This window comes from Streptomyces sp. NPDC031121, from assembly GCF_055570615.1.
Map to the genome: position 1 here is coordinate 258509 of NZ_JBVIGV010000001.1, position 23849 is coordinate 282357.

General features: G+C 71.0%; 30 protein-coding genes. 12 read left to right on the forward strand and 18 right to left on the reverse strand.

From position 1 onward, the window contains the following. Positions 1–13: 13 nt before the first annotated feature. The 8 genes from ACZ462_RS01225 to ACZ462_RS01260 form a co-directional block, all read right to left on the reverse strand. Positions 14–781, reverse strand: a complete 768-nt coding sequence (locus tag ACZ462_RS01225) for a glycerophosphodiester phosphodiesterase (RefSeq protein ID WP_467806189.1) — start codon at positions 779–781, stop codon at positions 14–16. A 241-nt stretch (positions 782–1022) separates the two neighbouring features. Continuing rightward, positions 1023–1451: a hypothetical protein gene (locus tag ACZ462_RS01230; protein ID WP_467806191.1), complete on the reverse strand. Its 429-nt coding sequence runs from the start codon at positions 1449–1451 to the stop codon at positions 1023–1025. A gap of 103 nt (positions 1452–1554) precedes the next feature. Then, positions 1555–1986: a glycine-rich domain-containing protein gene (locus ACZ462_RS01235; protein WP_467806306.1), complete on the reverse strand. Its 432-nt coding sequence runs from the start codon at positions 1984–1986 to the stop codon at positions 1555–1557. Positions 1987–2168: 182 nt separating this feature from the next. After that, complete coding sequence (locus tag ACZ462_RS01240) at positions 2169–2405, reverse strand: DUF7848 domain-containing protein (protein ID WP_467806192.1); 237 nt, start codon at positions 2403–2405, stop codon at positions 2169–2171. Between the two features lie 278 nt (positions 2406–2683). Further along, positions 2684–3532: a helix-turn-helix domain-containing protein gene (locus tag ACZ462_RS01245; protein ID WP_467806196.1), complete on the reverse strand. Its 849-nt coding sequence runs from the start codon at positions 3530–3532 to the stop codon at positions 2684–2686. Between the two features lie 13 nt (positions 3533–3545). Beyond that, the gene (locus ACZ462_RS01250; RefSeq protein ID WP_467806197.1) at positions 3546–4007 is read right to left on the reverse strand and encodes a DUF6879 family protein; all 462 of its coding nucleotides are present in this window, start codon (positions 4005–4007) and stop codon (positions 3546–3548) included. A gap of 43 nt (positions 4008–4050) precedes the next feature. Then, complete coding sequence (locus tag ACZ462_RS01255) at positions 4051–4278, reverse strand: hypothetical protein (RefSeq protein WP_467806199.1); 228 nt, start codon at positions 4276–4278, stop codon at positions 4051–4053. 232 nt (positions 4279–4510) lie between these two features. Further along, positions 4511–6178 (reverse strand): fumarate hydratase, encoded by a 1668-nt coding sequence (locus tag ACZ462_RS01260; RefSeq protein WP_467806201.1) that lies wholly within the window; start codon positions 6176–6178, stop codon positions 4511–4513. Positions 6179–6324: 146 nt separating this feature from the next. Between ACZ462_RS01260 and ACZ462_RS01265 the strand changes: the two genes are divergently transcribed. Both ACZ462_RS01265 and ACZ462_RS01270 read left to right on the forward strand, forming a co-directional pair. Continuing rightward, positions 6325–7194, forward strand: a complete 870-nt coding sequence (locus tag ACZ462_RS01265; RefSeq protein WP_467806203.1) for a DUF1707 SHOCT-like domain-containing protein — start codon at positions 6325–6327, stop codon at positions 7192–7194. Between the two features lie 162 nt (positions 7195–7356). Then, positions 7357–7758 carry a WhiB family transcriptional regulator gene (locus ACZ462_RS01270; protein ID WP_467806205.1) on the forward strand — a complete coding sequence of 134 codons (402 nt, stop codon included), beginning with the start codon at positions 7357–7359 and terminating at the stop codon, positions 7756–7758. Between the two features lie 111 nt (positions 7759–7869). Here the strand turns inward: ACZ462_RS01270 and glpX are convergent, their stop codons facing one another. Beyond that, a complete protein-coding gene (gene glpX, locus ACZ462_RS01275; RefSeq protein WP_114053972.1) occupies positions 7870–8901 on the reverse strand; it encodes a class II fructose-bisphosphatase in 1032 nt (343 codons plus the stop codon). Positions 8902–9151: 250 nt separating this feature from the next. Here glpX and ACZ462_RS01280 point away from each other — a divergent pair, with 250 nt between their 5' ends. Next, complete coding sequence (locus ACZ462_RS01280; protein WP_467806307.1) at positions 9152–9670, forward strand: DUF4245 domain-containing protein; 519 nt, start codon at positions 9152–9154, stop codon at positions 9668–9670. A gap of 93 nt (positions 9671–9763) precedes the next feature. Here the strand turns inward: ACZ462_RS01280 and ACZ462_RS01285 are convergent, their stop codons facing one another. The 3 genes from ACZ462_RS01285 to xseA all read right to left on the reverse strand — a co-directional run bounded on the left by ACZ462_RS01285 (position 9764) and on the right by xseA (position 12060). Further along, positions 9764–10354, reverse strand: a complete 591-nt coding sequence (locus tag ACZ462_RS01285; RefSeq protein WP_125543863.1) for a malonic semialdehyde reductase — start codon at positions 10352–10354, stop codon at positions 9764–9766. A 133-nt stretch (positions 10355–10487) separates the two neighbouring features. Beyond that, positions 10488–10724 (reverse strand): exodeoxyribonuclease VII small subunit, encoded by a 237-nt coding sequence (locus ACZ462_RS01290; protein ID WP_467806207.1) that lies wholly within the window; start codon positions 10722–10724, stop codon positions 10488–10490. A 109-nt stretch (positions 10725–10833) separates the two neighbouring features. After that, a complete protein-coding gene (xseA, locus tag ACZ462_RS01295; protein ID WP_467806208.1) occupies positions 10834–12060 on the reverse strand; it encodes an exodeoxyribonuclease VII large subunit in 1227 nt (408 codons plus the stop codon). A 106-nt stretch (positions 12061–12166) separates the two neighbouring features. On the opposite strand from xseA, the gene ACZ462_RS01300 reads away from it, so the two are divergent. Together ACZ462_RS01300 and ppgK are read left to right on the forward strand one after the other, a co-directional pair. After that, positions 12167–13174: a 4-hydroxy-3-methylbut-2-enyl diphosphate reductase gene (locus ACZ462_RS01300; RefSeq protein ID WP_467806210.1), complete on the forward strand. Its 1008-nt coding sequence runs from the start codon at positions 12167–12169 to the stop codon at positions 13172–13174. A 21-nt stretch (positions 13175–13195) separates the two neighbouring features. Beyond that, complete coding sequence (gene ppgK, locus ACZ462_RS01305) at positions 13196–13942, forward strand: polyphosphate--glucose phosphotransferase (RefSeq protein ID WP_467806212.1); 747 nt, start codon at positions 13196–13198, stop codon at positions 13940–13942. Between the two features lie 42 nt (positions 13943–13984). Here ppgK and ACZ462_RS01310 read toward each other — a convergent pair whose 3' ends face one another. After that, complete coding sequence (locus ACZ462_RS01310; protein WP_467806213.1) at positions 13985–14395, reverse strand: DUF6542 domain-containing protein; 411 nt, start codon at positions 14393–14395, stop codon at positions 13985–13987. Positions 14396–14650: 255 nt separating this feature from the next. On the opposite strand from ACZ462_RS01310, the gene ychF reads away from it, so the two are divergent. Further along, positions 14651–15739 carry a redox-regulated ATPase YchF gene (gene ychF / locus ACZ462_RS01315; RefSeq protein ID WP_467806215.1) on the forward strand — a complete coding sequence of 363 codons (1089 nt, stop codon included), beginning with the start codon at positions 14651–14653 and terminating at the stop codon, positions 15737–15739. A 134-nt stretch (positions 15740–15873) separates the two neighbouring features. Here ychF and ACZ462_RS01320 read toward each other — a convergent pair whose 3' ends face one another. Then, entirely contained in the window at positions 15874–16137 is a 264-nt protein-coding gene (locus ACZ462_RS01320; protein WP_467806216.1) for a type II toxin-antitoxin system RelE family toxin, read from the reverse strand. Further along, entirely contained in the window at positions 16130–16399 is a 270-nt protein-coding gene (locus ACZ462_RS01325; RefSeq protein WP_071271322.1) for a type II toxin-antitoxin system Phd/YefM family antitoxin, read from the reverse strand. Before ACZ462_RS01325 ends, ACZ462_RS01320 begins: the two co-directional genes overlap by 8 nt. 240 nt (positions 16400–16639) lie before the next feature. Between ACZ462_RS01325 and ACZ462_RS01330 the strand changes: the two genes are divergently transcribed. Both ACZ462_RS01330 and ACZ462_RS01335 read left to right on the forward strand, forming a co-directional pair. After that, entirely contained in the window at positions 16640–16921 is a 282-nt protein-coding gene (locus ACZ462_RS01330; protein ID WP_467806218.1) for a type II toxin-antitoxin system Phd/YefM family antitoxin, read from the forward strand. Continuing rightward, positions 16918–17172: a Txe/YoeB family addiction module toxin gene (locus tag ACZ462_RS01335; RefSeq protein WP_168530032.1), complete on the forward strand. Its 255-nt coding sequence runs from the start codon at positions 16918–16920 to the stop codon at positions 17170–17172. The genes ACZ462_RS01330 and ACZ462_RS01335 overlap by 4 nt, the downstream gene beginning before the upstream one ends. Positions 17173–17193: 21 nt before the next feature. On the opposite strand, the gene ACZ462_RS01340 is transcribed toward ACZ462_RS01335, so the two are convergent. From ACZ462_RS01340 to ACZ462_RS01350, 3 genes are all read right to left on the reverse strand, one after another. Further along, entirely contained in the window at positions 17194–17775 is a 582-nt protein-coding gene (locus tag ACZ462_RS01340) for a Uma2 family endonuclease (RefSeq protein ID WP_467806220.1), read from the reverse strand. A gap of 180 nt (positions 17776–17955) precedes the next feature. Next, positions 17956–18561: a DUF6000 family protein gene (locus ACZ462_RS01345; protein WP_467806222.1), complete on the reverse strand. Its 606-nt coding sequence runs from the start codon at positions 18559–18561 to the stop codon at positions 17956–17958. Between the two features lie 82 nt (positions 18562–18643). Then, the gene (locus tag ACZ462_RS01350; RefSeq protein WP_467806223.1) at positions 18644–19654 is read right to left on the reverse strand and encodes an SMP-30/gluconolactonase/LRE family protein; all 1011 of its coding nucleotides are present in this window, start codon (positions 19652–19654) and stop codon (positions 18644–18646) included. A 79-nt stretch (positions 19655–19733) separates the two neighbouring features. On the opposite strand from ACZ462_RS01350, the gene ACZ462_RS01355 reads away from it, so the two are divergent. The 4 genes from ACZ462_RS01355 (at position 19734) to ACZ462_RS01370 (ending at position 23833) form a co-directional block, all read left to right on the forward strand. Continuing rightward, positions 19734–20171 (forward strand): MarR family winged helix-turn-helix transcriptional regulator, encoded by a 438-nt coding sequence (locus tag ACZ462_RS01355; RefSeq protein ID WP_467806225.1) that lies wholly within the window; start codon positions 19734–19736, stop codon positions 20169–20171. A 482-nt stretch (positions 20172–20653) separates the two neighbouring features. Beyond that, positions 20654–21682 (forward strand): alpha/beta hydrolase, encoded by a 1029-nt coding sequence (locus ACZ462_RS01360; protein WP_467806308.1) that lies wholly within the window; start codon positions 20654–20656, stop codon positions 21680–21682. A 235-nt stretch (positions 21683–21917) separates the two neighbouring features. Beyond that, positions 21918–23027, forward strand: a complete 1110-nt coding sequence (locus ACZ462_RS01365; protein WP_467806226.1) for an alpha/beta hydrolase — start codon at positions 21918–21920, stop codon at positions 23025–23027. Continuing rightward, positions 22976–23833: a trypsin-like serine peptidase gene (locus tag ACZ462_RS01370; protein ID WP_467806228.1), complete on the forward strand. Its 858-nt coding sequence runs from the start codon at positions 22976–22978 to the stop codon at positions 23831–23833. Before ACZ462_RS01365 ends, ACZ462_RS01370 begins: the two co-directional genes overlap by 52 nt. Positions 23834–23849 lie beyond the last annotated feature (16 nt).

The following is a 23849-nucleotide window of genomic DNA, read 5'->3' on the forward strand; positions in this document are numbered from 1 at the left end:
CGCGGCCGCGGACTCACCGCCGGCCGAGGTACTCCCGTACCTCACGCGGCCGGTTGGTGATCAGCGTGTCCACGCCGAGCCGCAGGCACAGCTCGACGTCCTCGACCTCGTCCACCGTCCACACCCGCACCCCGAGCCCCTTGGCCTTCAGCCGCCCCACCAGCCCCGGGTCCTTGCGGACGAGGTCGATGCCCGGCCCGGCGTGGCCCGCGAACGGCGGCCGCGGCGCGCGCACCGCCCGCTCGACCAGGTACACCGCGGGCAGCCCCGGCGCCAGCCGGTGCAGCCGCATCAGCGCGGTACGGGAGAAGCTCATCACCTCCACCAGCCCCTCCGCCCCGCCGGCCAGCCCGTGGTCCTTCAGGACCCGCACCAGCTCGGCCTCCAACCGGCCCCCGGCCCGCGTCGGGTGCTTCGTCTCCACGGCGAGCCCGACGGGCCGGCCCGCGGCCAGGGCCTCCTTCAACAGGTCCTCGAACAGCAGCACCTGCGCGCCGCGGTGCTCGTCGCCCTTCCAGGAGCCGAAGTCGAGCGCGGCGAGCTGCTCGTACGTCATGGCGGAGACGATCCCCGACCCGTCGGAGGTGCGGTCCACGCGCCGGTCGTGCACGCACACCAGCCGCCCGTCGGCACTGAGCCGCACATCGCACTCCAACGCGTCGGCCCCGTCGGCGATGGCCTGCCGGTAGGCGGCGAGCGTGTGCTCGGGATACTCGTGCGAAGCCCCGCGATGGGCGACGACCCGCACACCACGGGCCCCGGAAAACGCCTGGTACGTCATACGCCCCACGCTATAGCCCCACCCCCCGGGCCCCCGGCAGGGCACCGCCGGCACACGCCGCACCACCCGGCTCCTCCGCACCCGGCCCACCGCCGCGGAGGCCCGGGCCGCCTTGCGGCGAGCGACCCGACCAGCGCTCCCTCTGGCCGCGGCCTCTTCGGCGCAGATCGTGGAGGCTGCTGGCGCCCAGGCCGGCCGCGAAGCCGAGTACCCCCATACCCGAAGGGGCGGTTTTCGGAGGTCACACCTGGTAGAGCGTCGGGCGCTCTGCCACCTGGTCAGGGGTGAGGCCTTCGACGGTCAGGTTCCCTGTCCACAGGTGGTCACGGTTGGCGTAGGTCGCATCGAACCGGACGCGCTTGCCGCCGGGCTCCAGCTTCCACCCCCGTTCCCGGAACTGCCCGATGCGGTCGCTGCCGCAGACGAAGGCGCGGGTGGCCTGCGTGAGCACCCACTGCGCCTGCTCCGTCTCGCCGGCCGTGGGCCGTCCGCAGGTGCGGGCCATCTGCCACAGGCGTCCCCACTCGACTCCGGGAGTCAGAGGGCCGACGACTGCGACGTCTCCGATTCGCCGTTCGTCCAGGTGGTGCGTGGCGTAGCCGAAGACCACGCCGAACATGGCGAACACGGTGACCCGGCTGCTGCCGGTCGGACCCTCGTCGGATGCCATGGGCGGTACCTTCGCTCAGGGGAGGACCCGGGTACCTGTGACGTGCCCGGGCCCTCCTTCGTACGAGCGGATCACGACCTGACCCGCGTGTCCTGGGAGCGAGTCAGCACCCGTCGCCGTCGCCGCAGCAGGCGGGCTGGTTGCAGCCCTTCGCGGCGCCCCACATCCCCCCGTCGACGTAGAAGCCGGCCGCCTCGATCCGCTCCACCACGGAACCGATCAGGGGGCGGGTTCGAACGGCAGCCTTCGGTTCGTGGTGCAGGAAGTAGCCGAACTGTTCCTGACACCACGCGGCGTAGGCGGTGGTGTGGAGCGCGAACGAGTGCCACCCGGGGTCTACGGTGTTCGACGGGGTCATGTCGAACGCGCGGGCGTCGCCCATGACCTTGAGGAAGGCCAGGGCCTGGTCCACGATGTTGCGGGCCGTGGAGAGTTCGTGTCCGTACTCCTCGGCGCAGAACTCGGAGACCTTCTCGAACAGCTCGGGACTGACGAGGTCCCGACCCCGCCGCAAGGCGGCGGGCCCTTCGACCATGGTCGTCACAGGGAGACTCCTTCTGTTGTCGGTGGAGTTCAGGCGGCGGGCGGGGGCGGGAACTGGCTCCCACCCGTACCGCCGGACTTGTCGCCCGGATCGTTGACGCGCATTTCACATCACCCCCCCCTACCGGCTGTGGCTTGCGCTGCTTCCCGCCCTGCCGGGGGCGGGGGTTCGTGTCAGGTCCTGTCGACCCGATGAACAAGGGCGATGTCCTCGAATCCTCGGAGAAAGCGGCCGTGACCGGCGTTCAGGCCCGTGTGCGTCATGCACTGCCGATCCACCTCGGCTACGTCGGGGCCGGGAACAGCACCCCATCCGCAACCCTCGTGGAGGCAGCTCGCAACCACGGTGGGCGTGGATTCGGGGTCTCTGATGATTCGGTGCTCGGCGTACCGGAGGACTGAGCGCGTCATCGGCGCGACCCGTCCGCGTTGACGCACCGGGTGTGCCAGTAGGCGGCTTTCGGCGGGCCGTCCTTCTGCCCGAGCATTCCCCGTCGGGCAAGCTGCTGAACGGGGATGGGCATGCTGCACGACGGACACGTCTCCCGCTTTGCGGTGTACGTCACGTACTCGAAGCTGTCCGTACTGGCTGCCATCACGCACCCCTCCCGATGACTTCCCGGTCGATGTCATGACCCTAGTAAGGGGGCTAAGACGGCCTCTGCGAACTTGCACGACCTTGCAGGGAATCACCCGAGTGCGGCGATGGCTTCCGCGATCAACGCGCGTGCGGGCCGCCCATGGCAGGCAAGTTTGGCCAGCTCAGCGAACATGTGGGCGTACGTCTTGATCTCGCTGGGCTGCTTCACGGTCACCTGTGCCGTGGCTAGCTCGATGATCACTTGGTTGTCGTCGTAGATCCAGAAGCCTTCAACGGGCCACATGGCCCGTTCGGCGCTCATGGGGACGACGCCGAGGCTGACGTTAGGCAGCACGGCGATTCGGAGGAGGTGTCCGAGCTGGGCAGCCATGACATCCGGGCCACCGAAACGGGAGCGCAACGCCGACTCCTCCAGCACGATCCCAAAGTGCCGATGGGCGTCGTGTAGGTAGCGCTGTCGCAGCATGCGCACCTTGACCGCTGCTTCAACATCGTCCGGGATGTGCCTGAAGGCCACGATCCGCTTCATGATGGCGGTCGCATAGTCGGCCGTCTGGAGCAGGCCCGGGATCACCCCGGGCTCGTAGATGCGGAAACGGCTCGTCCGGGCGTACAGGGGAACGTGGGCCTCTTGGGCGTGCTTGAGGCCGGCGCGCTGCAATCGCTTCCACTCCACGTACATCTCGTCGATGCCGTGGGCCGTGGCGCGTAGGTCTTCGTAGTCTTCCGGGACGCCGCAGATGGTGACGTAGGAAAGGAGATCTTGGTCTGAGGGCGGAGTCTTGCCGTTCTCAATGCGAGAAGCCTTGGACTCGCTCCAACCCGCACGTGCGGCCAGCGCCCGCGCTGTCAGGCCGGTCGGCTTGCGAATATCTCGCAGCCGCCTGCCGAGGGCAGCACGGGCGTCTTGGACTGCTGATGAAGGTGACGTGTTCACGGGCGGGCAGGGGTCAGGTGGGCTGGTAATCCGAGTGCGGCGTGGCCCGTTCCCAGACGGCTTCGAACGCGCCCACGCACAGCTTCAGGATCGTCGGGTCCTGGGTGATCTCCAACCAGTCACCCGGGGCGCTCTCGCCGTTCCCGTCGAAGTGCAGGACGAGAACGGTCTTGTTGTCGAAAACCCAGAAGTCGTTCCCCGGGAAGGCGATGTCAGTAGCGTTGCGGCGCGGAAGCCACCGGATCTCCTCCCCAGCCTTCACGTTGGCGTCCGAGACGTGGTGCTCGAACCGGAGGTAGTCCGATTCCGGGACGGAGAACACCCGGGCTCGGCGGATGGACACGCCCCTGTCCGTGGCCTTGCGGACCCACTTCAGCCAGTGGCGGATTGCAGGGTCGTTGTCCTCGGGGAGGTCGCGGAGGCCCTGCTTCCAGGCCATGAAGCTGGGGTCGGACTCCATGTAGCCGTCCCGCATCTCCAGATGGATCGCGCTGTGCTCGGTCGAAGCGAGAAGCTCCTCAAACGACGGGACCGTCGGCACCCTTAACCTCCAAGAAGAACTGCACCATGCGTCGCGGCAGCTCGATGACATCCTCATGGGCGGGGATGTCCATCAGTTGCCTGCGTTCCGCGTCCGTCACCTTGAACCCCTGGACCAGGTACGTGTCACTGGCGTCGTCCAGGTAGATCGTGGGCGAGCCGCCGTCTTTGCTCTCAGGGTCCTTGCCAAGCTTGTGCAGAGCCATGGTGTCCTCCTCGCTCGGGGCTGACGATCTCTGTGTGCGAGCTTGCGTCGCAGGCACTCTCGGGCGCACCCAACTTGCACGAACTTGCGTGACAGATGCCCCTCTCTGGCCAGAAGCTGCCCGGGACAGACCTCTTGCGCGCCCCTGGGCGGCTTCTTCCCGCGGGTTGGGGGCACGGCAAGAGCCCCCGGCGGTCGGCGCCAGGGGCTCTCTGGGGGCGGGGGAGCGCTGGCTACGCCAGGCCGGGGCCGCGGACCGGGATGTGGGTGAACGTCGGCTCCGGGGCGGGGTTCTGGAAGAAGTCGTTGCCCTTGTCGTCCACCACGATGAACGCCGGGAAGTCCTCCACCTCGATCTTCCAGACCGCCTCCATGCCGAGCTCCTCGTACTCCAGGACCTCGACCTTCTTGATGCAGTCCTGCGCCAGGCGCGCCGCCGGGCCGCCGATGGAGCCCAGGTAGAAGCCGCCGTGCGTGCCGCACGCGTCCGTGACCTGCTGGGAGCGGTTGCCCTTGGCCAGCATGACCTTCGAGCCGCCCGCCGCCTGGAACTGCTCGACGTACGAGTCCATGCGCCCCGCGGTGGTCGGGCCGAAGGAGCCCGAGGCGTAGCCCTCGGGGGTCTTCGCCGGGCCGGCGTAGTAGACCGGGTGGTCCTTGAGGTACTGCGGCATGTCCTCGCCCGCGTCCAGCCGCTCCTTGATCTTGGCGTGCGCGATGTCGCGGGCCACGACCAGCGGGCCGGTCAGCGACAGCCGGGTCTTGACCGGGTGCTTCGTCAGCGTCGCGAGGATCTCCTCCATCGGCTGGTTCAGGTCGATGGAGACGACGTCCGACGCGGCGTCGAGGTGCTCGTCGGTGGTGTCCGGCAGGAAGCGCGCCGGGTCCCGCTCCAGCTGCTCCAGGAAGACGCCTTCGGCGGTGATCTTCGCGACGGCCTGGCGGTCCGCGGAGCAGGACACGGCGATGGCGACGGGGCAGGACGCGCCGTGCCGGGGCAGGCGCACCACGCGGACGTCGTGGCAGAAGTACTTGCCGCCGAACTGGGCGCCGATGCCGAGCTTCTGCGTCAGCTCGAAGACCTTCTCCTCCAGCTCCGTGTCGCGGAAGCCGTGGCCGAGGGGGGAGCCCTCGGTGGGCAGCTCGTCCAGGTAGTGCGCGGACGCGTACTTGGCGGTCTTCAGGGCGTGCTCGGCGGACGTGCCGCCGACGACGATCGCCAGGTGGTACGGCGGGCAGGCCGCCGTGCCCAGCGAGCGGATCTTCTCCTCCAGGAACTTCATCATGGAGGCCTCGTTCAGGACCGCCTTGGTCTCCTGGTAGAGGAAGGACTTGTTCGCCGAGCCGCCGCCCTTGGCCATGAAGAGGAACTTGTACGCGCCGCCGTCCGTCGCGTACAGCTCGATCTGCGCCGGCAGGTTCGAGCCGGTGTTCTTCTCTTCCCACATCGTCAGCGGGGCCATCTGCGAGTAGCGCAGGTTCAGCCGCGTGTACGCGTCGTAGATGCCGCGGGAGAGGGCCTCCTCGTCGCCGCCGGCGGTCAGGACGTTCTGGCCGCGCTTGCCCATGACGATCGCCGTGCCGGTGTCCTGGCACATCGGCAGCACTCCGGCGGCCGCGATGTTGGCGTTCTTCAACAGGTCGAGGGCGACGAACTTGTCGTTCGCGGAGGCCTCGGGGTCGTCGATGATGCGGCGCAGCTGCGCGAGGTGGGCGGGGCGCAGGAAGTGCTGGATGTCGTGGATGGCCTCTTCGGCGAGCTTGCGCAGCGCCTCGGGCTCGACCTTGAGGAACGTACGGCCGTCGGCCTCGAAGGTCGAGACGCCTTCGGAGGTCACCAGCCTGTACGGAGTGGTGTCCTCGCCCAGGGGCAGCAGGTCGGTGTACGCAAACTCTGGCATGACGGCAGTCATCCTCACTCGGCGGGAGCGCTGGCGACCGGATTGGCAGCGCGCAACCAGCGTAGGACCTCGCCGCGGGCGCTTGTCTGTGAGGTAAGGCTCACTCGGAACTATCGCGATCTATCGTGTCTCACTACACTGCTGTCATGGACCTGGAAAAGCACCCCGTCGCGCCTGCTGCCCCCGTCGCGCCTGCTGCCCCCGCCGCGCCGACGGCCCCCGTCGCGCCGGAGGCACCCCTCGCGCCGGCGGCACCCGCCGCGCCTCTTGCCCCCGTCGCGCCCGCTGCCCCCGTCGCGCCTGCTGCCCCCGCCGCGCCGACGGCCCCCGTCGCGCCCGCTGCCCCTGTCGCGCCTGCTGCCCCGGCCCCGGGCGGCCTGCGCGCCTCCGACGCCGACCGGGACCGGATCGCGCGGATCCTGGCCGACGCCGTCGCCGAGGGCCGGCTCACGCCGGACGAGCACTCCGAGCGCCTCGACGCGCTGTACGGCCGCAAGACCGTCGCCGAGCTGGACGCCCTGGTCCAGGACCTGCCCGCTCCGGGGGCCGCACCCGCCGGGTCCGCGTCAGCCGCGGCCGCGCACGCCCCCGCCTACGCCGGCACAGGCTCCGGCGCGCGCCCCGGCCCCTCCGAGACGGTCGTCGCCGTGTGCAGCAGCAGCGCCCGCAAAGGCCGCTGGCGGCCGCCGGCGCACACCCGGGCCGTCTCCGTCATGGGCGACATCAGCATCGACCTCACCCAGGCCGTCTTCGAGCAGCAGGTCACCGAGATCGAGGTGGCGTGCGTCCTCGGCAACGTGGAGGTCCTGGTCCCGGAGAACGTCACCCTCCGCGGGCACGGCAGCGGCGTCCTCGGCAACTTCGAAGTCAGCGGCAGCGGCACCGACAGCGTCGACCCGAACGCCCCCGTGGTCATCATCCGCGGCTTCGCCCTGCTCGGGAACATCGAAGCCCGCCCGAAGCTCGGCTCCCGCCTGGTCGACCTCGCCCGCAAGCTCCGCGACAACCTCCGCTAGTGCTGTGGCCGGACGCATGGACAACGGCCGGTCCCGCGGTCGTATTTCGGTCTTCTTCCGCCGGAGCCCCGGCAGCGCCGCACGCAGTGCATAGGGGCGCGTACAGCGGGTAGGGACAGGTGCATCGTCTCTCGCTTGCGTATCCGTCGTCAGGAGTAGACCGTGCAGCATCCGCCGCATCAGTCCCTGCAGGTAGCCGCCGTACCGAGCCTCACGGCCCGTCCGACAGCCGTGCCGAGGCCGCGGGTGCCGGCGAGGCAGGAGGAGGACGGCCCCTGGCACGCGGAGGCGGTGTGCCGCCGGGACGAGGCGGGACTGTTCTTTGCCCCCTCCAAGGAGCCCACGGCCGCCCGGCTCTCCCGCGAGGAGGCCGCCAAGCGGGTGTGCGCGCGCTGCCCTGTGATGGTCGCCTGCCGCGAGCACGCCCTGCTGCAACCCGAGCCGTACGGAGTCTGGGGCGGGCTCACCGCCGCCGAGCGGCGCGTCGTGCTGGCCCGCAGGCGCCGCCGCGCGGCCGAACTCCGTCAGACCCCGGGCGCGGGGACGATAGCCGCCGCGGGCTGAGCCCGTACGAGGCCACGCGAGAGGGGCGGTCCCGCCGCACACGGGAACCGCCCCTCTCGCTGTGCCGGCGCAGCCGCCGGCCCGGGTGCGCTCGTACGGGCGCTCCAGCCCCTACTGGGCCCGGTCGAAGTCGATGGCGCTGTACGCGCGCAGCTTCGACAGGCGGTGGGTGGAGTCGATCTTGCGGATCGTGCCCGACTTCGAGCGCATGACCAGGGAGGACGTCGTCGCGGTCTCCGAGCGGTAGTGCACACCGCGCAGCAGCTCGCCGTCCGTGATGCCGGTGGCGACGAAGAAGACGTTCTCGCCGGACACCAGGTCGTTCGTGGTCAGGACGCGGTCCAGGTCGTGGCCCGCGTCGACGGCCTTCTGCCGCTCCGCCTCGTCCTTGGGCCACAGCTTGCCCTGGATGACGCCGCCCAGGCACTTGATGGCGCAGGCCGAGATGATGCCCTCGGGGGTGCCGCCGATGCCCATCAGGAGGTCCACGCCGGTACCCTCGCGCACCGCCATGACCGAGCCGGCGACGTCGCCGTCGGAGATGAACTTGATGCGGGCGCCCGTCTCGCGGATCTCCCGGACGATGCCCTCGTGGCGGGGGCGGTCCAGGATGACGACGGTGACGTCCTCGACGGCCATGTTCTTGGCCTTCGCGACCCGGCGGATGTTCACCGACACCGGGGCGTTGATGTCGACGAAGTCGGCCGCCTCCGGGCCCGTGACCAGCTTCTCCATGTAGAACACCGCGGACGGGTCGAACATGGTGCCGCGGTCCGCGGCCGCCAGCACGGCGATCGCGTTCGGCATGCCCTTCGCGTTCAGGGTGGTGCCGTCGATCGGGTCGACGGCGATGTCCACCTCGGCGCCGGAGCCGTCGCCGACCCGCTCACCGTTGTAGAGCATCGGGGCTTCGTCCTTCTCGCCCTCGCCGATGACGACGACGCCGTTCATCGAGACGGTGGAGATCAGGGTCCGCATCGCGTTGACCGCCGCGCCGTCGGCGCCGATCTTGTCGCCGCGCCCGACCCACCGGCCCGCGGCCATGGCGGCGGCCTCGGTCACCCGGACGAGTTCCAGGGCGAGGTTGCGGTCGGGGGCTTCGGGGGCGACTTCGAGCTGGGGCGGCAGGTTGTGCTCGGTCATCGGAGCGCACCTTTCTGTACGACGACGGCCGGGAAGGTGAGGGTGTGGGAACTCTATCGCCACGCCGACAAACTGAGCAGACCGGGTCACGTATGAGCGGATTATCGGTCAGCCGTTTGTCCTGAGCGGCCGCCTTGCGGGCGCCCCGCGGGCGCCGTGCGCACGCCGCCCCCGGCGCGCCGCGCGGCCGGCGCCCCCACCCCGGCGGAGATCGCCGCCGGCCATGGGGGACGATGGGTGCGTGGCAGGTATGAAGGGCAAGCAGACGGTCTGGGACATGGTCCGGTCGCTGGCGGTCATCGGCGTGGTCGTGGCGGGGATCTACATGTTCGTCCCGCACGACGACGAGGCCGATCCGACACACGTCGTCGACTACCGGGTGGAGACGCTCACCGCCCGGCGGGCGGCGCCGTACCCGCTCGCGGCGCCGGTGGGCCTGCCGGAGGAGTGGCGGGCGACCTCGGTGAAGTTCGACCGGCGGGAGGCCCACCGCTGGCACCTCGGCTTCCTCGACCCGCGGAACCAGTACGTCGCCGTCGAGCAGTCCAGCGACCCCTCGGCCGCGTACCTGTCGAACGTCACCCAGAAGGCGAAGGCCACCGGGCAGACGCAGCAGGTGGCCGGCGTGGAGTGGGAGCGCTGGGAGGGCGAGAAGTACGACGCCCTGGTCCGGCAGGAGCAGGGCCACGTCACGGTGGTGACCGGGACCGCGCCGTTCGAGGACCTCGGCCGGATGGCGGCGGCCCTGGAGTTCAAGAAGGCCGAGTAGGCGCGGAAGGCGCCCGGCGCCCTGAGCGTGCGGAAGGCCCCGCCCCCGGGAACCGGCCGGGGTGCGGGGCCTTCGTGTGCCTGCGGGCGGCCGTCAGACGGTGGTGATGACCTCGTCGATGCCCAGGCGCGGGCCGCGCGGGTGCCAGGCGTCCGGGCCGGGCTTGCCGATGTTGACCACCATCAGCGGGGTGTGGTCGTCGTCCAGGAACTCCTTCTGGACGCCCGCGTAGTCCAGGCCGCCCATCGGGCCCGCGGCCAGGCCGGCGGCGCGGACGCCGACGATGAAGTACGCGGCCTGCATGGCGGCGTTCATCACCGCGGACTGCTCGCGGGCCGGGCGCTCGCTGAAGAAGACGTCCTTGGCCTGCGGGAAGTGCGGCAGCAGGGTCGGCAGCTCCTCGTGGAACTCGTTGTCCGCGGAGAGGATCGCGACGAGCGGCGCGGCGGCGGTCTTCGCCTGGTTGCCCTCGGCCATCAGGTTCACGAGGCGCTCGCGGGCCTCGGGGGAGCGCACGAGCGTGATGCGCAGCGGCGTGGAGTTGAAGGCGGTGGGGCCGTACTTGACCAGGTCGTAGATCGCCTGGACCTGCTCCTCGGTCACCGGCTCGTCGGAGAAGGTGTTGGCGGTGCGGGCCTCGCGGAACAGGAGGTCCTGGGCGGCGGGGTCAAGAACGAGGGACACGGGAAAGCCTTCTTCCATGCGGAGAGGTGCATCGATGCACCGACTGTACGCCCAAATTAGTCGAACTTTCAACTAAATCGGGCCGCCAGTGGCTCGAATCACCCTCCGGCCGCCCCGGGGGCCGCCGCCCGCCTCAGGCGTCCCGGCCCTCCTGCCCCTCCCCGGCCTCCTCGCGCGCGGCGAGCGCCGAGTCCAGCCGGGCGCGGGCGCCCTCCAGCCAGCGCCGGCACACCGCCGCCAGTTCCTCGCCCCGCTCCCAGAGCGCGAGCGACTCCTCCAGCGAGGTGCCCCCGGCCTCCAGCCTGCGGACGACCTCGATCAGCTCGTCACGGGCCTGCTCGTAGCCCAACGCAGTGTTCTCTGCTGCCATTCCCATTCCGCCTCGCATCTCGTCCACCCAGGTGCAACACGCACATGATTCGTCAAGTCGGGCCGGCAGGCCGCGCCGGCCGACCGCCGCCCGGCCCGTTCCGTTCCGTTCAGCCGCCCGACGGCCCGCTTTCGGCCACGCGGACGCAGAACTCGCCCTCCGCGACCCGCGCCCGCAGCTCCTCGCCCGCCACGGCCTCCTCCGGCGAGCGCACCACGTGCCCGTCGGCCCGCTGGAGCACCGCGTACCCCCGCTCCAGCGTCGCCGCCGGCGACAGCGCCACCACCCGCGCCAACGTGTGCGCCAGCTCCGAGTCGGCCCGGTCCAGCAGGTGCCGCAGCGTCCGCCGGCTGCGCCCCAGCAGGGCCTCCAACTCGTCCTCGCGCGCCTCCACCATCCGCTGCGGGTGCACGAACACCGGCCGCGCCAGCGCGTGCGCCAGCCCCCGCTCCTCCCGGTCGAGCAGCGCCCGTACGGCGCGCAGGCCCCGCCCCCGCAGCTGCTGCACCCGCTCCAGCTCCTCGCCCACGTCCGGTACGACCTTCTTCGCCGCGTCCGTCGGCGTCGAGGCCCGCAGGTCGGCGACCAGGTCCAGCAGCGGCGAGTCCGGCTCGTGCCCGATCGCCGACACGACCGGCGTACGGGCCGCGGCGACGGCCCGCACGACCTCCTCGTCGGAGAACGGCAGCAGGTCCTCCACGCTGCCGCCGCCGCGCGCCACGATGATCACGTCGACGTCGGGCAGGTCGTCGAGCTCCTTGACCGCCTGGACCACCTGCGGCACCGCGTGCACCCCCTGCACCGCGACGTTGCGCACCTCGAAGCGGACCGCCGGCCACCGCCGGCGCGCGTTCTCCAGCACGTCCCGCTCGGCCGCCGACGCCCGCCCCACCACCAGCCCGATCAGCTGCGGCAGGAACGGCAGCGGCTTCTTGCGGTCCAGCGCGAACAGCCCCTCCGAGGCCAGCGAGCGCTTGAGCCGCTCCAGCCGGGCCAGCAGCTCCCCGATCCCGACCGGCCTGATCTCCGCCGCGCGCAGCGACAGCTGCCCCCGCGGCGCGTACCACTCCGGCTTGGCCAGGACCACCACCCGCGAGCCCTCGGTCACCGCGTCCGCGACGTCGTCGAAGACCTGCCGGAAGCAGGTCACGGCGATCGAGACGTCGTGCGAGGGGTCGCGCAGCGTCAGGAACACCACCCCCGCCCCCGGCCGCCGCGACAGCTGGGTGATCTGCCCCTCCACCCACACCTGGCCGAGCCGGTCGATCCAGCCCCCGATGAGCCGGGACACCTGGCCGACGGGCAGCGGCGCCTCGGCCGACGTATTCAGACCCATGCACGCAGGCTAGCCGCCCGCGCCGACACCGTCTGCCGCGCCCGTGCCGCGGCCCGCCCCGCCGCCGCGCCCGGGCGGCGTACCGGCCGGCCGGCACCCCCGTACGATGGACCGCATGAGTGCTGCCGCCGCCCCTGCTCCCGCTTCCCGCCGCGTCCTGCTCGCCGCCCCGCGCGGCTACTGCGCCGGCGTGGACCGAGCCGTGATCGCCGTCGAGAAGGCCCTGGAGCAGTACGGGGCGCCGGTGTACGTCCGCCACGAGATCGTGCACAACAAGTACGTCGTCGAGACGCTCCGCAAGAAGGGCGCGATCTTCGTCGAGAAGACGGAGGAAGTGCCCCCGGGCAACATCGTGATGTTCTCGGCGCACGGCGTGGCCCCCGTGGTGCACGAGGAGGCGGCCCGCGGCAGGCTCGCCACGATCGACGCGACCTGCCCGCTCGTCACGAAGGTCCACAAGGAGGCCGTCCGCTACGCCAAGGACGACTTCGACATCCTCCTGATCGGCCACGAGGGCCACGAGGAGGTCATCGGCACCTCCGGCGAGGCCCCCGACCACATCACGATCGTCGACGGCCCCGACGACGTCGACAAGGTCGTCGTCCGCGACGAGTCCAAGGTCGTCTGGCTGTCGCAGACCACCCTGTCGGTCGACGAGACGATGGAGACGGTCGACGCGCTCAAGACCAAGTTCCCGCTGCTGGTCTCCCCGCCGAGCGACGACATCTGCTACGCCACCTCCAACCGGCAGGCCGCCGTCAAGGCGATGGGCGCCGACGCCGACCTGGTGATCGTCGTCGGCTCGAAGAACTCCTCCAACTCCATCCGCCTCGTCGAGGTCGCCCTCGACGCCGGCGCACGCGCCGCCCACCTCGTCGACTACGCGAGCGAGATCGACGAGGCCTGGCTGGACGGCGTCACCACCGTCGGCCTGACCTCCGGCGCGTCCGTCCCCGAGGTCCTCGTCGAGCAGGTGCTCGAATGGCTGGCCGAGCGGGGCTTCGCGGACGTCGAGATCGTCAAGACCGCCGAGGAGTCGATCACCTTCTCCCTGCCGAAGGAGCTCCGCCGGGACCTGCGCGCCGAAGCCGCGGGCCTGGTCGCAGACCGGTAGCGGTTTCCGTACCGTGTCTCCATGCAGCTCTTCGGTGTGGACATCGGCGGTACGGGGATCAAGGGCGCGCCCGTGGACCTCGACCGCGGCGACCTGGCGCAGGAGCGCCACAAAGTTCTGACACCGCAGCCGGCGACCCCCGACGGGGTGGCCGGCTGCGTCGTCGAGGTGGTCCGCCACTTCGACTGGGACGGCCCCGTCGGGGTCACCTTCCCCGGCGTCGTCACGGGCGGCACGATCCGTACCGCCGCCAACATGGACCCGGGGTGGATCGGCGTCGAGGCGGCTGACCTGCTCTCGCAGCGGCTCGGCGGCCGGGCCGTCACCGTCCTCAACGACGCCGACGCCGCCGGGGTGGCCGAGATGGCGTACGGCGCGGGCAAGGGCCGCGGCGGCACCGTCATGATGCTCACGCTGGGCACGGGCATCGGCAGCGCCCTCTTCACGGACGGCAGGCTCGTCCCCAACACCGAGCTCGGGCACCTGGAGCTCAAGGGGCACGACGCGGAGAAGCGCGCCTCGGTCAAGGCCAAGGAGGACCAGGACCTCAGCTGGGAGCGGTGGGCGCGCCGGCTGGAGAAGTACCTGGCGCACGTCGAGATGCTGTTCTCCCCGGACCTCTTCATCCTCGGCGGCGGCGTCAGCCGCAAGCCGGAGAAGTTCCTGCCGCTGATCGAGGGGATCCGGGCGGAGATCGTCCCGGCGGTGCTGCAGAACAACGCGGGCATCGTCGGCGCGGCGATGGCGGCGCGGGCGACGGCGCGGTAACGGCGGTCGCGGGGGCGGCGGCTTCGCCGGCCGGGCGGCGGGTCAGCCGGCCCGGCGGGGGACCCGCCGCTGCCCCATCAGCACCGCCTTGCGGACGACCGCGATCAGGGCGGCGGCGAGCGTCCCCGCGTACAGCCAGCCGGCGTGCAGCGACAGGGCCGACACGACGCCCATCACGTGCGCCCCGAAGCCGCCCGAGCCGCCGGAGATCGGCCAGACCCCGGCGGCGAACGCGATCGGCGCGGAGATCGGCGCGGTCACCAGGTCGGCGGGCCGCACCCACAGGGCCGTCGCGGACGCCACCGGCACGAACAGCAGCCCGTACACGAACAGCGAGCCGCCGAACAGCAGCCAGGCGATCCCGGCGACGAGCAGCATCGACGCGCACGCGAAGAGCCCGCCGCCCAGCCCCGTCAGCCGCGGCCGCGGCAGCCGGCCGCGCCGCGCCGGCACGGGCCGGGGCCGCCCGCCGCCCTGCGCGGGCACACCGGGCGCGGCGGGCCCGCCGCGGGCAGGCCGCCGCGGCTGCTGTCGCTGCGGGTGATCCGCCGGACGCGTCCTGTATGGCTCCACCCCACCAAACTAGGCGCGGCGGCCCTCCGATGCGTGCGGGGACACGCGTACATCGACCGCCGCTCATCGGAAAGTAAACTGTCCGGTGGCCCGCGCCCGGGCCGTCGCCCCCTCCAGCTACGGGAAGTCGCCAACGTGTCGCTCACGATCGGAATCGTCGGCCTGCCGAATGTCGGCAAGTCGACCCTGTTCAACGCCCTGACCAAGAACGACGTGCTGGCGGCCAACTACCCGTTCGCCACCATCGAGCCGAACGTCGGCGTCGTCGGCGTGCCCGACGCCCGCCTGGGCAAGCTGGCCGAGGTCTTCGGTTCGCAGCGGATCCTGCCCGCCACGGTCGACTTCGTCGACATCGCCGGCATCGTGCGCGGCGCGAGCGAGGGCGAGGGCCTGGGCAACAAGTTCCTGGCGAACATCCGCGAGTCGGACGCGATCTGCCAGGTCATCCGCGCGTTCAAGGACGAGAACGTCGTCCACGTCGACGGCAAGGTCTCGCCGAAGGACGACATCGAGACGATCAACACCGAGCTGATCCTCGCCGACCTGCAGACCATCGAGAAGGTCCTGCCGCGCCTGGCCAAGGAAGCCCGCATCAAGAAGGACATCGGCCCGAAGGTCGCGGCGGTCGAGGCCGCGAAGGAGATCCTGGAGAAGGGCGACACCCTCTTCTCGCAGGGCATCGTCCAGGGCTCCGACAAGGCCGAGCTGCTGCACGACCTGCACCTCCTGACGACCAAGCCCTTCCTCTACGTCTTCAACGTGGACGAGGACGAGCTGACGGACGACGCCTTCAAGGAGGAGCAGCGCGCGCTGGTCGCCCCGGCCGAGGCGATCTTCCTGAACGCCAAGCTGGAGGCGGACCTCGCCGAGCTCGACGAGGAGGACGCCATGGAGCTCCTCCAGTCCGTCGGCGCCGAGGAGCCCGGCCTGGCCACCCTGGCCCGCGTCGGCTTCGACACCCTGGGCCTCCAGACGTACCTGACGGCCGGCCCGAAGGAAGCCCGCGCCTGGACGATCAAGAAGGGCGCCACGGCCCCCGAGGCGGCCGGTGTGATCCACACCGACTTCCAGAAGGGCTTCATCAAGGCGGAGGTCATCTCCTTCCAGGACCTGGTCGACTGCGGCTCGGTGGCCGAGGCCCGCGCCAAGGGCAAGGCCCGCATGGAGGGCAAGGACTACGTCATGCAGGACGGCGACGTGGTGGAGTTCCGCTTCAACGTGTGAGCGGATGGGATAACACCACGTCGCTGACGTGGCAAACAGGCAGGTCGGAAGGGGTCGGACTCGATCGAGTCCGACCCCTTCGTCGTTACCGTGCCGGATGGGTGCCGGATACTCTGACGGCGGGTCAGCGGCAATCAGGTCTCATAAACGGTGGACCGGTGTCCCACATGAACAACCCAGACCACCAGCTCCCCGTTGTCGATCGTGTAGACCACGCGGTAGTCGCCGATGCGCAGACGGCGTCGTTCGGGCTGGGACACGAGTGCAGTGGTGTTGAAGCCGAGAGGGTCGGTCTCCAACTCCGTCAGCTTGGCCAGGATGCGCAGCGCCATGTCGCGGGGGATCTTCCGAAGCTCGGCCTGCGCCTCGGGGCGGAAGACGGTTCGGTACTCACTCACCGCGCGCCAGCGTCTCCCTCATGACGTCCTCGATCGGGATGCCGGGTGCCGGGTTGGCCATGCGCTCGTCGATGATCCGGTTGATCTCGCGCTCTTCCCATTCTTGGTACTTGCGCAGCACCTCGATGGAGACGACGGCGGCGACTTCCTTGCCTCGGCGGGTGATCACCGTGGGCACGTCGTCGCGGTCTGCGCGCTCCACGACCTCCGCCAAGTGTGCGCGCACGTCGCGGATGGACTCTATGGGCAGTGGCTGCGTCATGGACTCAAGCGTACCGAGTGTCCCATGTGTACACAACGGATGTCCTGGCGGTGGGCAGGCCCGCCTCGCCGCGGTCGCGCGTGCTGGATGTGCTGGATGAATGGGCACCGTGCTGGATCGGCGCTGGATGCTCGTGCTGGATGGTGGCGGGCCAGCTGACCGCCCATCAGGCGTCTCCCCTCCCGAAAGACGTCGAGAGTGGTACGTTATCAGGTGCCACTTGAGGGAAGAGGTCGGGATATGTCCATAACCGCGAGCCAAGCCCGCAAGGAACTCTTTCCGCTGATCAAGAAGGTCAACGAGAACCACGAGGCCATCGAGATCGTCTCCAAGCACGGCAACGCCGTGCTCGTCTCGGCCGAGGATTACGCTGCGCTGCGCGAGGGCTCGTACCTGCTGCGGTCCCCGGCGAACGCTCGTCGGCTGCTCAAGGCGTACGAGAACGCCCTGGCCGACATCAACGTGTCGGAGCGCGAGCTGATCGATCCGGAGTCGGCGGACGCCGGTGCGGGTGCCGAGTGAGGCTTGTCTTCGAGGATCAGGGCTGGGAGGACTACACGTCCTGGCTCAAGAACGACCGCAAGATGCTCGCCCGGATCAACAAGCTCATCGAGGACGTCAGGCGTGACCCGTTCTCGGGGATCGGCAAGCCCGAACCTTTGAAGTACCACCTGCCCGGGGCGTGGTCGCGGCGGATCGACGACGAGCACCGCCTCGTCTACCTGGTGACGGACAAGGAGATCGTCATCCTCGCTGCCCGATATCACTACTGACCGCCCGTGCCGGGATGGTGCTCAGCTGCTTCGGGGCGGTGTGAGCTTGTCGAGGTCCAGGCTGATCGCGAAAGGCGCAGGGCGCTGGAGGGTTCCCCGGAAGATGCCGGCGGGCGCGTACGCGCCAGTCGGTTCGTCGAGCTCGTAGACGTGGACCACGGGCGCCCCGTCCTCTTCTTCGATGCACCAGTAGTGCGGGATGCCGGCCTCTGCGTACTTGCGGAGCTTCACCGTGCGATCGCGATGGGCGGACTCGGGTGACACGGCCTCCACGACGAGCTTCACGTGCTCAGGGGCGTACCAGGTGCGGTCGGGGTCGTAGGGCAGGTCCGTCAGCAGGAGGTCCGGCTCGGGACGATTGCGGGCATCGAGGCGGATCGTCATCTCCCGCTCGACCTCGAGGCCGACCGGTGCCTGTGCCATCAGCGTGGTGGTCAGGGCGGTGACGAGGCGGCCGTGCCAGGCCCGCTGGGGCGACATCGCGAAGACAAGCGCTCCGTCGATGAGTTCGGTGTGGCGGGGTGCCTCGGGGAGGCGGTCCAAGTCCTCCGCGAACCAGCCTTCCGCGCGTGGCGGGCGCATCCAGTCGGGCAGTGCGGTCATGGCTTCACGGTAGCGGCCCGGAGGACCGGAGGTCCCGCCTCGGGAGAGGCGGGACCTTCCGGTTCGGTCGGATCCCGTCCTCCTCGTCTTGTGCGACGGGTGCGGTGGGCCGGTTGCGGCTGTGCGAGGAGCCCCGGTGGTGCGGAGGCGGCATGTCCGGCGACTGAGTTGTGACGCGATTCAGCGTCGGCGGGACCGGCTGTCGGCGAAGTCGCACTGGAGGTTGGTCCAGTGGTGTAGGTCAGCCGGGGTGTCGGGGGAGCGGCCCAGGTGGTGGCGCATGGCCTGCGTCCAGTGGTCCCAGAGGCCGCCGGGTTCGGTGAAGTGGTCGGCGTGGTGGGTGCCCAGGCGGGCGTCGAGGCGGAGGAGGGCGCCGAGGGCGGCCGGCTGGTCGTAGTCCAGGTCGGTGCGGGGGAGGTAGCGGGCGAGGTAGGCCGAGAGGAGCTCGGCGTCCGCGGGTTCGTCGAGGCGGGCCAGGGTGAAGCAGTAGGCGCTGCCGGCATACGGGGCCTCGCTCGCCAGGAGCAGGTCGCCGATGCGGGTGCGGAACCGGGCGCGGCGGTCGATGCCGATCAGCCAGGCGGCGGTGAGGCGTGAGCGCCATCCCTGCGCGAGGAGGGCTTGCAGTTCGGCGTCGGTGATCGCGGCGGCGTCGCGCAGGAGGTGGCGGGTGAAGCGGGTGGCGGGCCGCCGGCGGGGGCTCAGGTGGCGGCCGCTGTTCAGGATGAGGTAGCGCGGTACGCCCCCGTAAGCCTTTGACACGTAGGTGGTGCGTACGTCGGCCATCGTTGCAGTGTGGCGGTAGGAGGCCTCGGCGGGCCAGGGGTCTCGGGCCGCCCGGCGGCGCGGCCGGGCGGCCCGGCGGCGGTCAGAGGCCGCGGACCTCCGCGATCGTGAAGGGCGTGGGGTCGCCGTTGTTTCCCGCAGGGCCGCCCTTGTCGAACTGGGAGCGGACCACCAGGGTGCGGCCGCGGGTGTGGGTCAGGGTCGTCGGGATCTGGAGGGACGGGTCCGTGAGCGTGCGGGTCAGGCGGGCGCGGGTGCCGTCCCCGTTCGTGCGCCAGCGGGTCAGGGTGTTCGTCGTGTTGTGGACGACGCGGAGGGTGCCGTCCGGGGCGAGGTCGATGCCGTCGCCGTTGAGGAGGTTGCCGCCCTCCAGGGCGACGCGGGTGATCGCGCCGGTGCGCAGGTCGATGCGGAACAGCTCGCCCGCGATCATGTCGACCGTCAGCAGGTGACGGCCCCGCGGGTCGGCCGTGATGCCGTTGAGGCTGAACTGGCGGCCCGGGATGGGCGTCAGTGCGCTGGTCAGGTCGTATGCCGGGTGGAGGGTGCCGCCGCCCGTCGCGAGCTGTGCGCGGGTGACCCGGTAGACCACGGCCCGGACGCTGTCCGTGAGGTACGCCGTCCCGTCCGGGGTGATGGTCAGGTCGTTGACGAAGTGCGGGATGGTGCTCGGGACGTCGAAGCGCGCCAGGCGGGTCCCGGAGCGGGTGTCGTAGACCGTGACGCCGGCGGTGGAGTCGGTCACCCACAGGCGGCCGCGGTCGTCGACGCGCAGGCCGTTCGCCGTGCGGCGGCCGTCCGTGCCCGCCGGCAGGAACACCTCGGCGCGGGACCGCCCGGGCAGGGCCCGGTACACGGTGCCGTCGGCGTACGAGCCGACGTACACGGCGCCGGTGCGCGGGTCGGTGGCTATGCCCTCGGGGTAGACCCGCTCGCCGGGGAGCGTGAAGGCAGTCGAGATGCGGGCGTGCGGCGCCGCCGTGTGTGCGGACGGCTCGACCGGTGCGGCCGACGCCGCCTGGCCCGTGCCGGCCGACGCAGAGGCGGCCAGGGCGATCAGCGCCACAGCCAGTTTCTTCTTGTGCGACATCATTGTGTGACCTCTATTTGTTGGGTGAGGGCGAATGTATGTTAGAGGTCTAATGAGTGGCAAGGGGCTTAGGGTGGCTCCTATGACCTCCATGCCCCCCGAGGAGCGGATCGGCTCGCACGTCAAGCGGGCCGAGCAGGCGCTGCTCGCGGCGAAGAACGCCGCGCTCAGGCCCGCCGGGGTGACGGTCCCGCAGTACGCGGCCCTGCTCTGGCTGGCCGAGAAGCCCGGGATCTCCGCCGCCGCGCTGGCGCGCCTGTGCGGGGTGACGCCGCCGACCATGACGACCGTGCTGAAGAACCTCCAGGAGCGCGGGTTCGTCGAGCGCAGCCCCCACGAGTGGCACCGCAACGTCCTGGAGACGCGTCTCACCGCCGAGGGCCGGGCCGTGATGGAGCTGGCCGACGCGGGCGCGGTGCGGGTGGAGCGGGCGCTGGCCGCCGCCTTCACCGACGAGGAGCGGGAGCTGCTGGTCCGGCTGCTGGGGCGGTGCGCCGAGGTGCTCGACGCCCAGAGGTGAAACGGGCGCCGGAGGTTCCCCCCGGCGCCGGCCGGACCAGGTTTTTGCCGCGTTTTGGAACTGACTCCGCCGTTCGCACATCAGAACCAGGGGGAAGTCCAGCCGTTTGTCCCGCGCCCCGGGGGCATCCATGACCGTTCGGAGCCAAGTCCGTGCACCAGTACCCGCAGCGCCCGCGGCCTGACGACCAGCCGCACCCGCAGCACAGGCCCGCCGGGCCGTACGAGGCCCAGCACCCGCAGCAGCCGTACGGGGCCCCGCAGGGCGCGCCGTACGGGGCCCCGTACGGCGAGTACGCGCAGCCGCAGCAGTACGAGCAGTCCGGGCGCGGGCAGTACCAGGCCGGCCCCCCGGTCCCGCCGCCGCCCGGCCCGCGCCCCCACCCGGACGGTGGCGACCGGTACGACGACGCATACGAGGACGCGTACGACGACGAGCCGCGCCCCCGGCGCTCGCGCCGCGCGATATGGATCAGCGCCGTCGTGGTGCTCGCCCTGCTGCTCGGCGGCGGCGGCTTCGCCGCCTGGAAGCTGGAGTGGTTCTCCGGCAACGGCGAAACCGTGAGCTTCGGCAAGAACCCGGCCTCCGGCTCCGGGGGCGACGCGGGCAAGGCGGGCGGCGCGCCGACCCAGGCCGCCCCCAGCGGCGACCCGGACGTGCAGATGCCGACCGGCCCGAAGGCCCAGTTCAAGCAGACCGCCAAGCTCGACGACGGCACGATCGTCGCCAAGACGACGCTGGTCGGCGCCAAGTCCGGCTTCACCGGCGACGTGTGGGTGTGGGCCCCCAAGCAGTACGACGACCCGAAGTACGCCAAGAGCGGGTTCCCGGTGCTCATCGCGCTGCCCGGCGGCGAGGGCTACCCGACCAACTACTGGGCCGACCGCAGCCTCGGCCTGCACAAGGCGATCAGCGACGGCGTCGCGGCCGGCACCAGCCTGCCGTACGTCGTGATCATGCCGGTGCTCAACCCGGACAACAAGTACTACTACGACGGCTCCGACATCCCCGGCCAGCCCAAGATGGGCACCTGGATGGCCGAGGACGTCCCGGACTTCGCCAAGGCCAACTTCCGCACGTACAAGTCGCGTGACGGCTGGGCCTTCATGGGCTCCTCGTCCGGCGCCTTCGTCGGCATGAAGACCGTCCTCCAGCACCCGGACAAGTTCAAGGCCGTGATCGCCAGCGGCGGCGAGATCGTCCCGGACTCCCCGCTGTGGAAGGGCCACCAGGCGGAGATGGACGCGAACAACCCGGAGAAGCTCGCCAAGAAGCTGATCGACCGCAAGGGTCCGGAGGTCTACATCAACTTCCAGATCGGCACCAAGGAGGGCGGCAAGGACCGGATGGTCAAGTTCCAGCAGGAGTACGGCAAGGGACCGGTCAAGACCACCATCCGCGACATCCAGAACGGCGAGCACAACGGCTGGCACTACGTCCGGGGCATGAAGGAGGGCTCCCTGGAGTGGATCAGCAAGGTGCTGAAGGCCCCCAAGCCCGAAGCCGGCTGATCCGGCCCCGGCCCCCGGGACCCGCAGGACGCCCCGGCCCCGTCGCCCCCAGCGGGCGGCGGGGCCGCGCCGTTCCCGCGCCCCGTCACACCCGCCGCACGTCACCTCCGTCCCACGTCACACCCGTCCCAGGCAACCCTCCCCGTCGTTGGTCCCTCTGTAAGGGGTGTAAGGGGGACCGATCGGTCCGACCCCGCGCCCCCAGCGGGCGCCGGAGAGGGAACGGGACAATTCCGTGCAGCATGACCAGCTTCAGGGCGAGCGCCGCGACGCGGCCGGGGAGGGCCCCGTGACCGCGGGCCGCCCCCGCCCCGGGCGCCTGCGCAGGCGCCTGATCGGCGGAGGGCTCGCCTTCGTGCTCATCGGCGGCGGCGGTGCGGCCGCCTACGCGTTCGGCCTCTTCTCGGACATAGGGGATCCCATGTCCTTCGAGAAGACCAGGAAGCCCGCGGCGGCCACCGCCGAGGCCGTCCCGCCCGGGGTCAGCCTGCCGACCGGCCCGAAGGCCGAGTTCATCCGCACCAGCCGCCTGCCGGACGGCACGCAGATCGCCAAGACGACCCTGAAGGGTCCGAAGTCCGGGTTCACCGGCGACGTGTGGGTGTGGGTCCCCAAGGAGTACGACGACCCCCGGTACGCCAAGAGCGCGTTCCCCGTCCTGATCTCCCTGCCGGGCGGCCGCGGCTACCCGAAGAACTACTGGGGCACCGGCCCCGGCCTCGGCCTCCAGCAGGCCGTGTCCGACGGGGTGAAGGCGGGGACGAGCCTGCCCTTCATCCTCGTCATGCCGGTGATCAACGCCGACACCAAGAACCACTTCGACGGCTCGGACATCCCCGGACAGCCCAAGATGGGCACCTGGATGGCGGATGACGTCCCCGACTTCACCCGGGCCAACTTCCGCACCTTCGCCTCCCGCGACGGATGGGGCTTCATGGGCTCCTCCTCGGGCGGCTTCGGTGCCTTCAAGCACGTCCTCAAGCACCCCGACCGCTTCAAGGCCGTCATCGCGAGCGGCGTCGACATCGTCCCCGACTCCCCGCTGTGGAAGGGGAACACGAAGGCGATGGACGAGAACAACCCGGAGAAGCTCGCCGCCCGGCTGATCGCCGCCGGCGGCCCGGACGTCTACATCAACTTCCAGATCGGCACCGCCGAGTCCGGCCGCGACAAGGCGGAGAAGTTCATGAAGCAGTACGGCAGGGGCCCCGTGCACACCCGGCTGCAGGTGATCCAGGATGGTGAGCACAACGGAAAGTCGTACGTGCGCGGCATGAGGGAGGGCTCCCTGGAGTGGATCAGCAAGGTGATGTCTGCACCGACCCCCGACCCCGGCGCGCGCTGAGAGCCGTCCGGCGGGGGGCGACCGCGGCGGCCGCCGCGGGGGCGGCGGCCGCCCTCGTCGTCGCCTTCGCCCAGGCGGTGGACGAGGACGCCGGCGCCGTCCACCCCTTCCCCGGGGTCGGCGTGCTCATGGCGAACGGGGAGCACTGGTGCACGGCGAGCGTCGTCGACAGCCCCAAGGGGACGGTCGTCGCGACCGCCGCGCACTGCGTGGCCCCGGCCGGCGAGGACGGCGAGCCCGGCGAGGTCGCGCACGACGGCCGCGAGATCGGCGACCTGTCCTTCGCCCCCGCCTTCACCGGCGAGGGCGCGGGCCGGCAGCCCCTCGGGGTGTGGAAGGTACGGGCCGTCCACGTCGACGAGCGGTGGACGCGGTGGGGCGAGGACACCGCCGACTACGCCTTCCTCAGCATCGAGCCGGACGAGGACGGCCGGACCGTGCAGCAGGCCGTCCAGGAGGCGGTCGGCGGCGTCCGGGAGGCGCCCGTCCCGGAGTGGACCTCGGGCTACGAGCGCGAGGTCACCGTCGTCGGATACCCGGAGTCGGCCCGCAACCCGAAGAACCGGCCCGTCTCCTGCTCCACCCGGACCGCCCACGACGAGGACGACCCGGCGATGCTGTACATCGGCTGCGCCGGCTTCTGGACGGGCACCAGCGGCAGCCCCTTCATCGCGGACCGCGGCGGCCCGGGCAGCCCCGGCCGGCTGATCGGCGTCCTGAGCGGCGGCGACACGGACGTGGACTCCACCGCGGCGCTCTTCGACGAGCGGGCCCGCGCGCTGTACGAGCGGGCCGCGCAGGACTGACGGCCGGGGCCCGGGG

What these genes read in the sequence shown, in the direction of transcription:
- ACZ462_RS01225 (WP_467806189.1), bottom strand. Translation starts at nt 781, where the DNA reads ATGACGTACCAGGCGTTTTCCGGGGCCCGTGGTGTGCGGGTCGTCGCC.
- ACZ462_RS01230 (WP_467806191.1), bottom strand. Translation starts at nt 1,451, where the DNA reads ATGGCATCCGACGAGGGTCCGACCGGCAGCAGCCGGGTCACCGTGTTC.
- ACZ462_RS01235 (WP_467806306.1), bottom strand. Translation starts at nt 1,986, where the DNA reads ATGGTCGAAGGGCCCGCCGCCTTGCGGCGGGGTCGGGACCTCGTCAGT.
- ACZ462_RS01240 (WP_467806192.1), bottom strand. Translation starts at nt 2,405, where the DNA reads ATGACGCGCTCAGTCCTCCGGTACGCCGAGCACCGAATCATCAGAGAC.
- ACZ462_RS01250 (WP_467806197.1), bottom strand. Translation starts at nt 4,007, where the DNA reads ATGCGGGACGGCTACATGGAGTCCGACCCCAGCTTCATGGCCTGGAAG.
- ACZ462_RS01255 (WP_467806199.1), bottom strand. Translation starts at nt 4,278, where the DNA reads ATGGCTCTGCACAAGCTTGGCAAGGACCCTGAGAGCAAAGACGGCGGC.
- ACZ462_RS01260 (WP_467806201.1), bottom strand. Translation starts at nt 6,178, where the DNA reads ATGCCAGAGTTTGCGTACACCGACCTGCTGCCCCTGGGCGAGGACACC.
- ACZ462_RS01265 (WP_467806203.1), top strand. Translation starts at nt 6,325, where the DNA reads ATGGACCTGGAAAAGCACCCCGTCGCGCCTGCTGCCCCCGTCGCGCCT.
- glpX (WP_114053972.1), bottom strand. Translation starts at nt 8,901, where the DNA reads ATGACCGAGCACAACCTGCCGCCCCAGCTCGAAGTCGCCCCCGAAGCC.
- ACZ462_RS01280 (WP_467806307.1), top strand. Translation starts at nt 9,152, where the DNA reads ATGAAGGGCAAGCAGACGGTCTGGGACATGGTCCGGTCGCTGGCGGTC.
- ACZ462_RS01290 (WP_467806207.1), bottom strand. Translation starts at nt 10,724, where the DNA reads ATGGCAGCAGAGAACACTGCGTTGGGCTACGAGCAGGCCCGTGACGAG.
- xseA (WP_467806208.1), bottom strand. Translation starts at nt 12,060, where the DNA reads ATGGGTCTGAATACGTCGGCCGAGGCGCCGCTGCCCGTCGGCCAGGTG.
- ACZ462_RS01300 (WP_467806210.1), top strand. Translation starts at nt 12,167, where the DNA reads ATGGACCGCATGAGTGCTGCCGCCGCCCCTGCTCCCGCTTCCCGCCGC.
- ppgK (WP_467806212.1), top strand. Translation starts at nt 13,196, where the DNA reads ATGCAGCTCTTCGGTGTGGACATCGGCGGTACGGGGATCAAGGGCGCG.
- ACZ462_RS01325 (WP_071271322.1), bottom strand. Translation starts at nt 16,399, where the DNA reads ATGACGCAGCCACTGCCCATAGAGTCCATCCGCGACGTGCGCGCACAC.
- ACZ462_RS01330 (WP_467806218.1), top strand. Translation starts at nt 16,640, where the DNA reads ATGTCCATAACCGCGAGCCAAGCCCGCAAGGAACTCTTTCCGCTGATC.
- ACZ462_RS01340 (WP_467806220.1), bottom strand. Translation starts at nt 17,775, where the DNA reads ATGACCGCACTGCCCGACTGGATGCGCCCGCCACGCGCGGAAGGCTGG.
- ACZ462_RS01345 (WP_467806222.1), bottom strand. Translation starts at nt 18,561, where the DNA reads ATGGCCGACGTACGCACCACCTACGTGTCAAAGGCTTACGGGGGCGTA.
- ACZ462_RS01350 (WP_467806223.1), bottom strand. Translation starts at nt 19,654, where the DNA reads ATGATGTCGCACAAGAAGAAACTGGCTGTGGCGCTGATCGCCCTGGCC.
- ACZ462_RS01355 (WP_467806225.1), top strand. Translation starts at nt 19,734, where the DNA reads ATGACCTCCATGCCCCCCGAGGAGCGGATCGGCTCGCACGTCAAGCGG.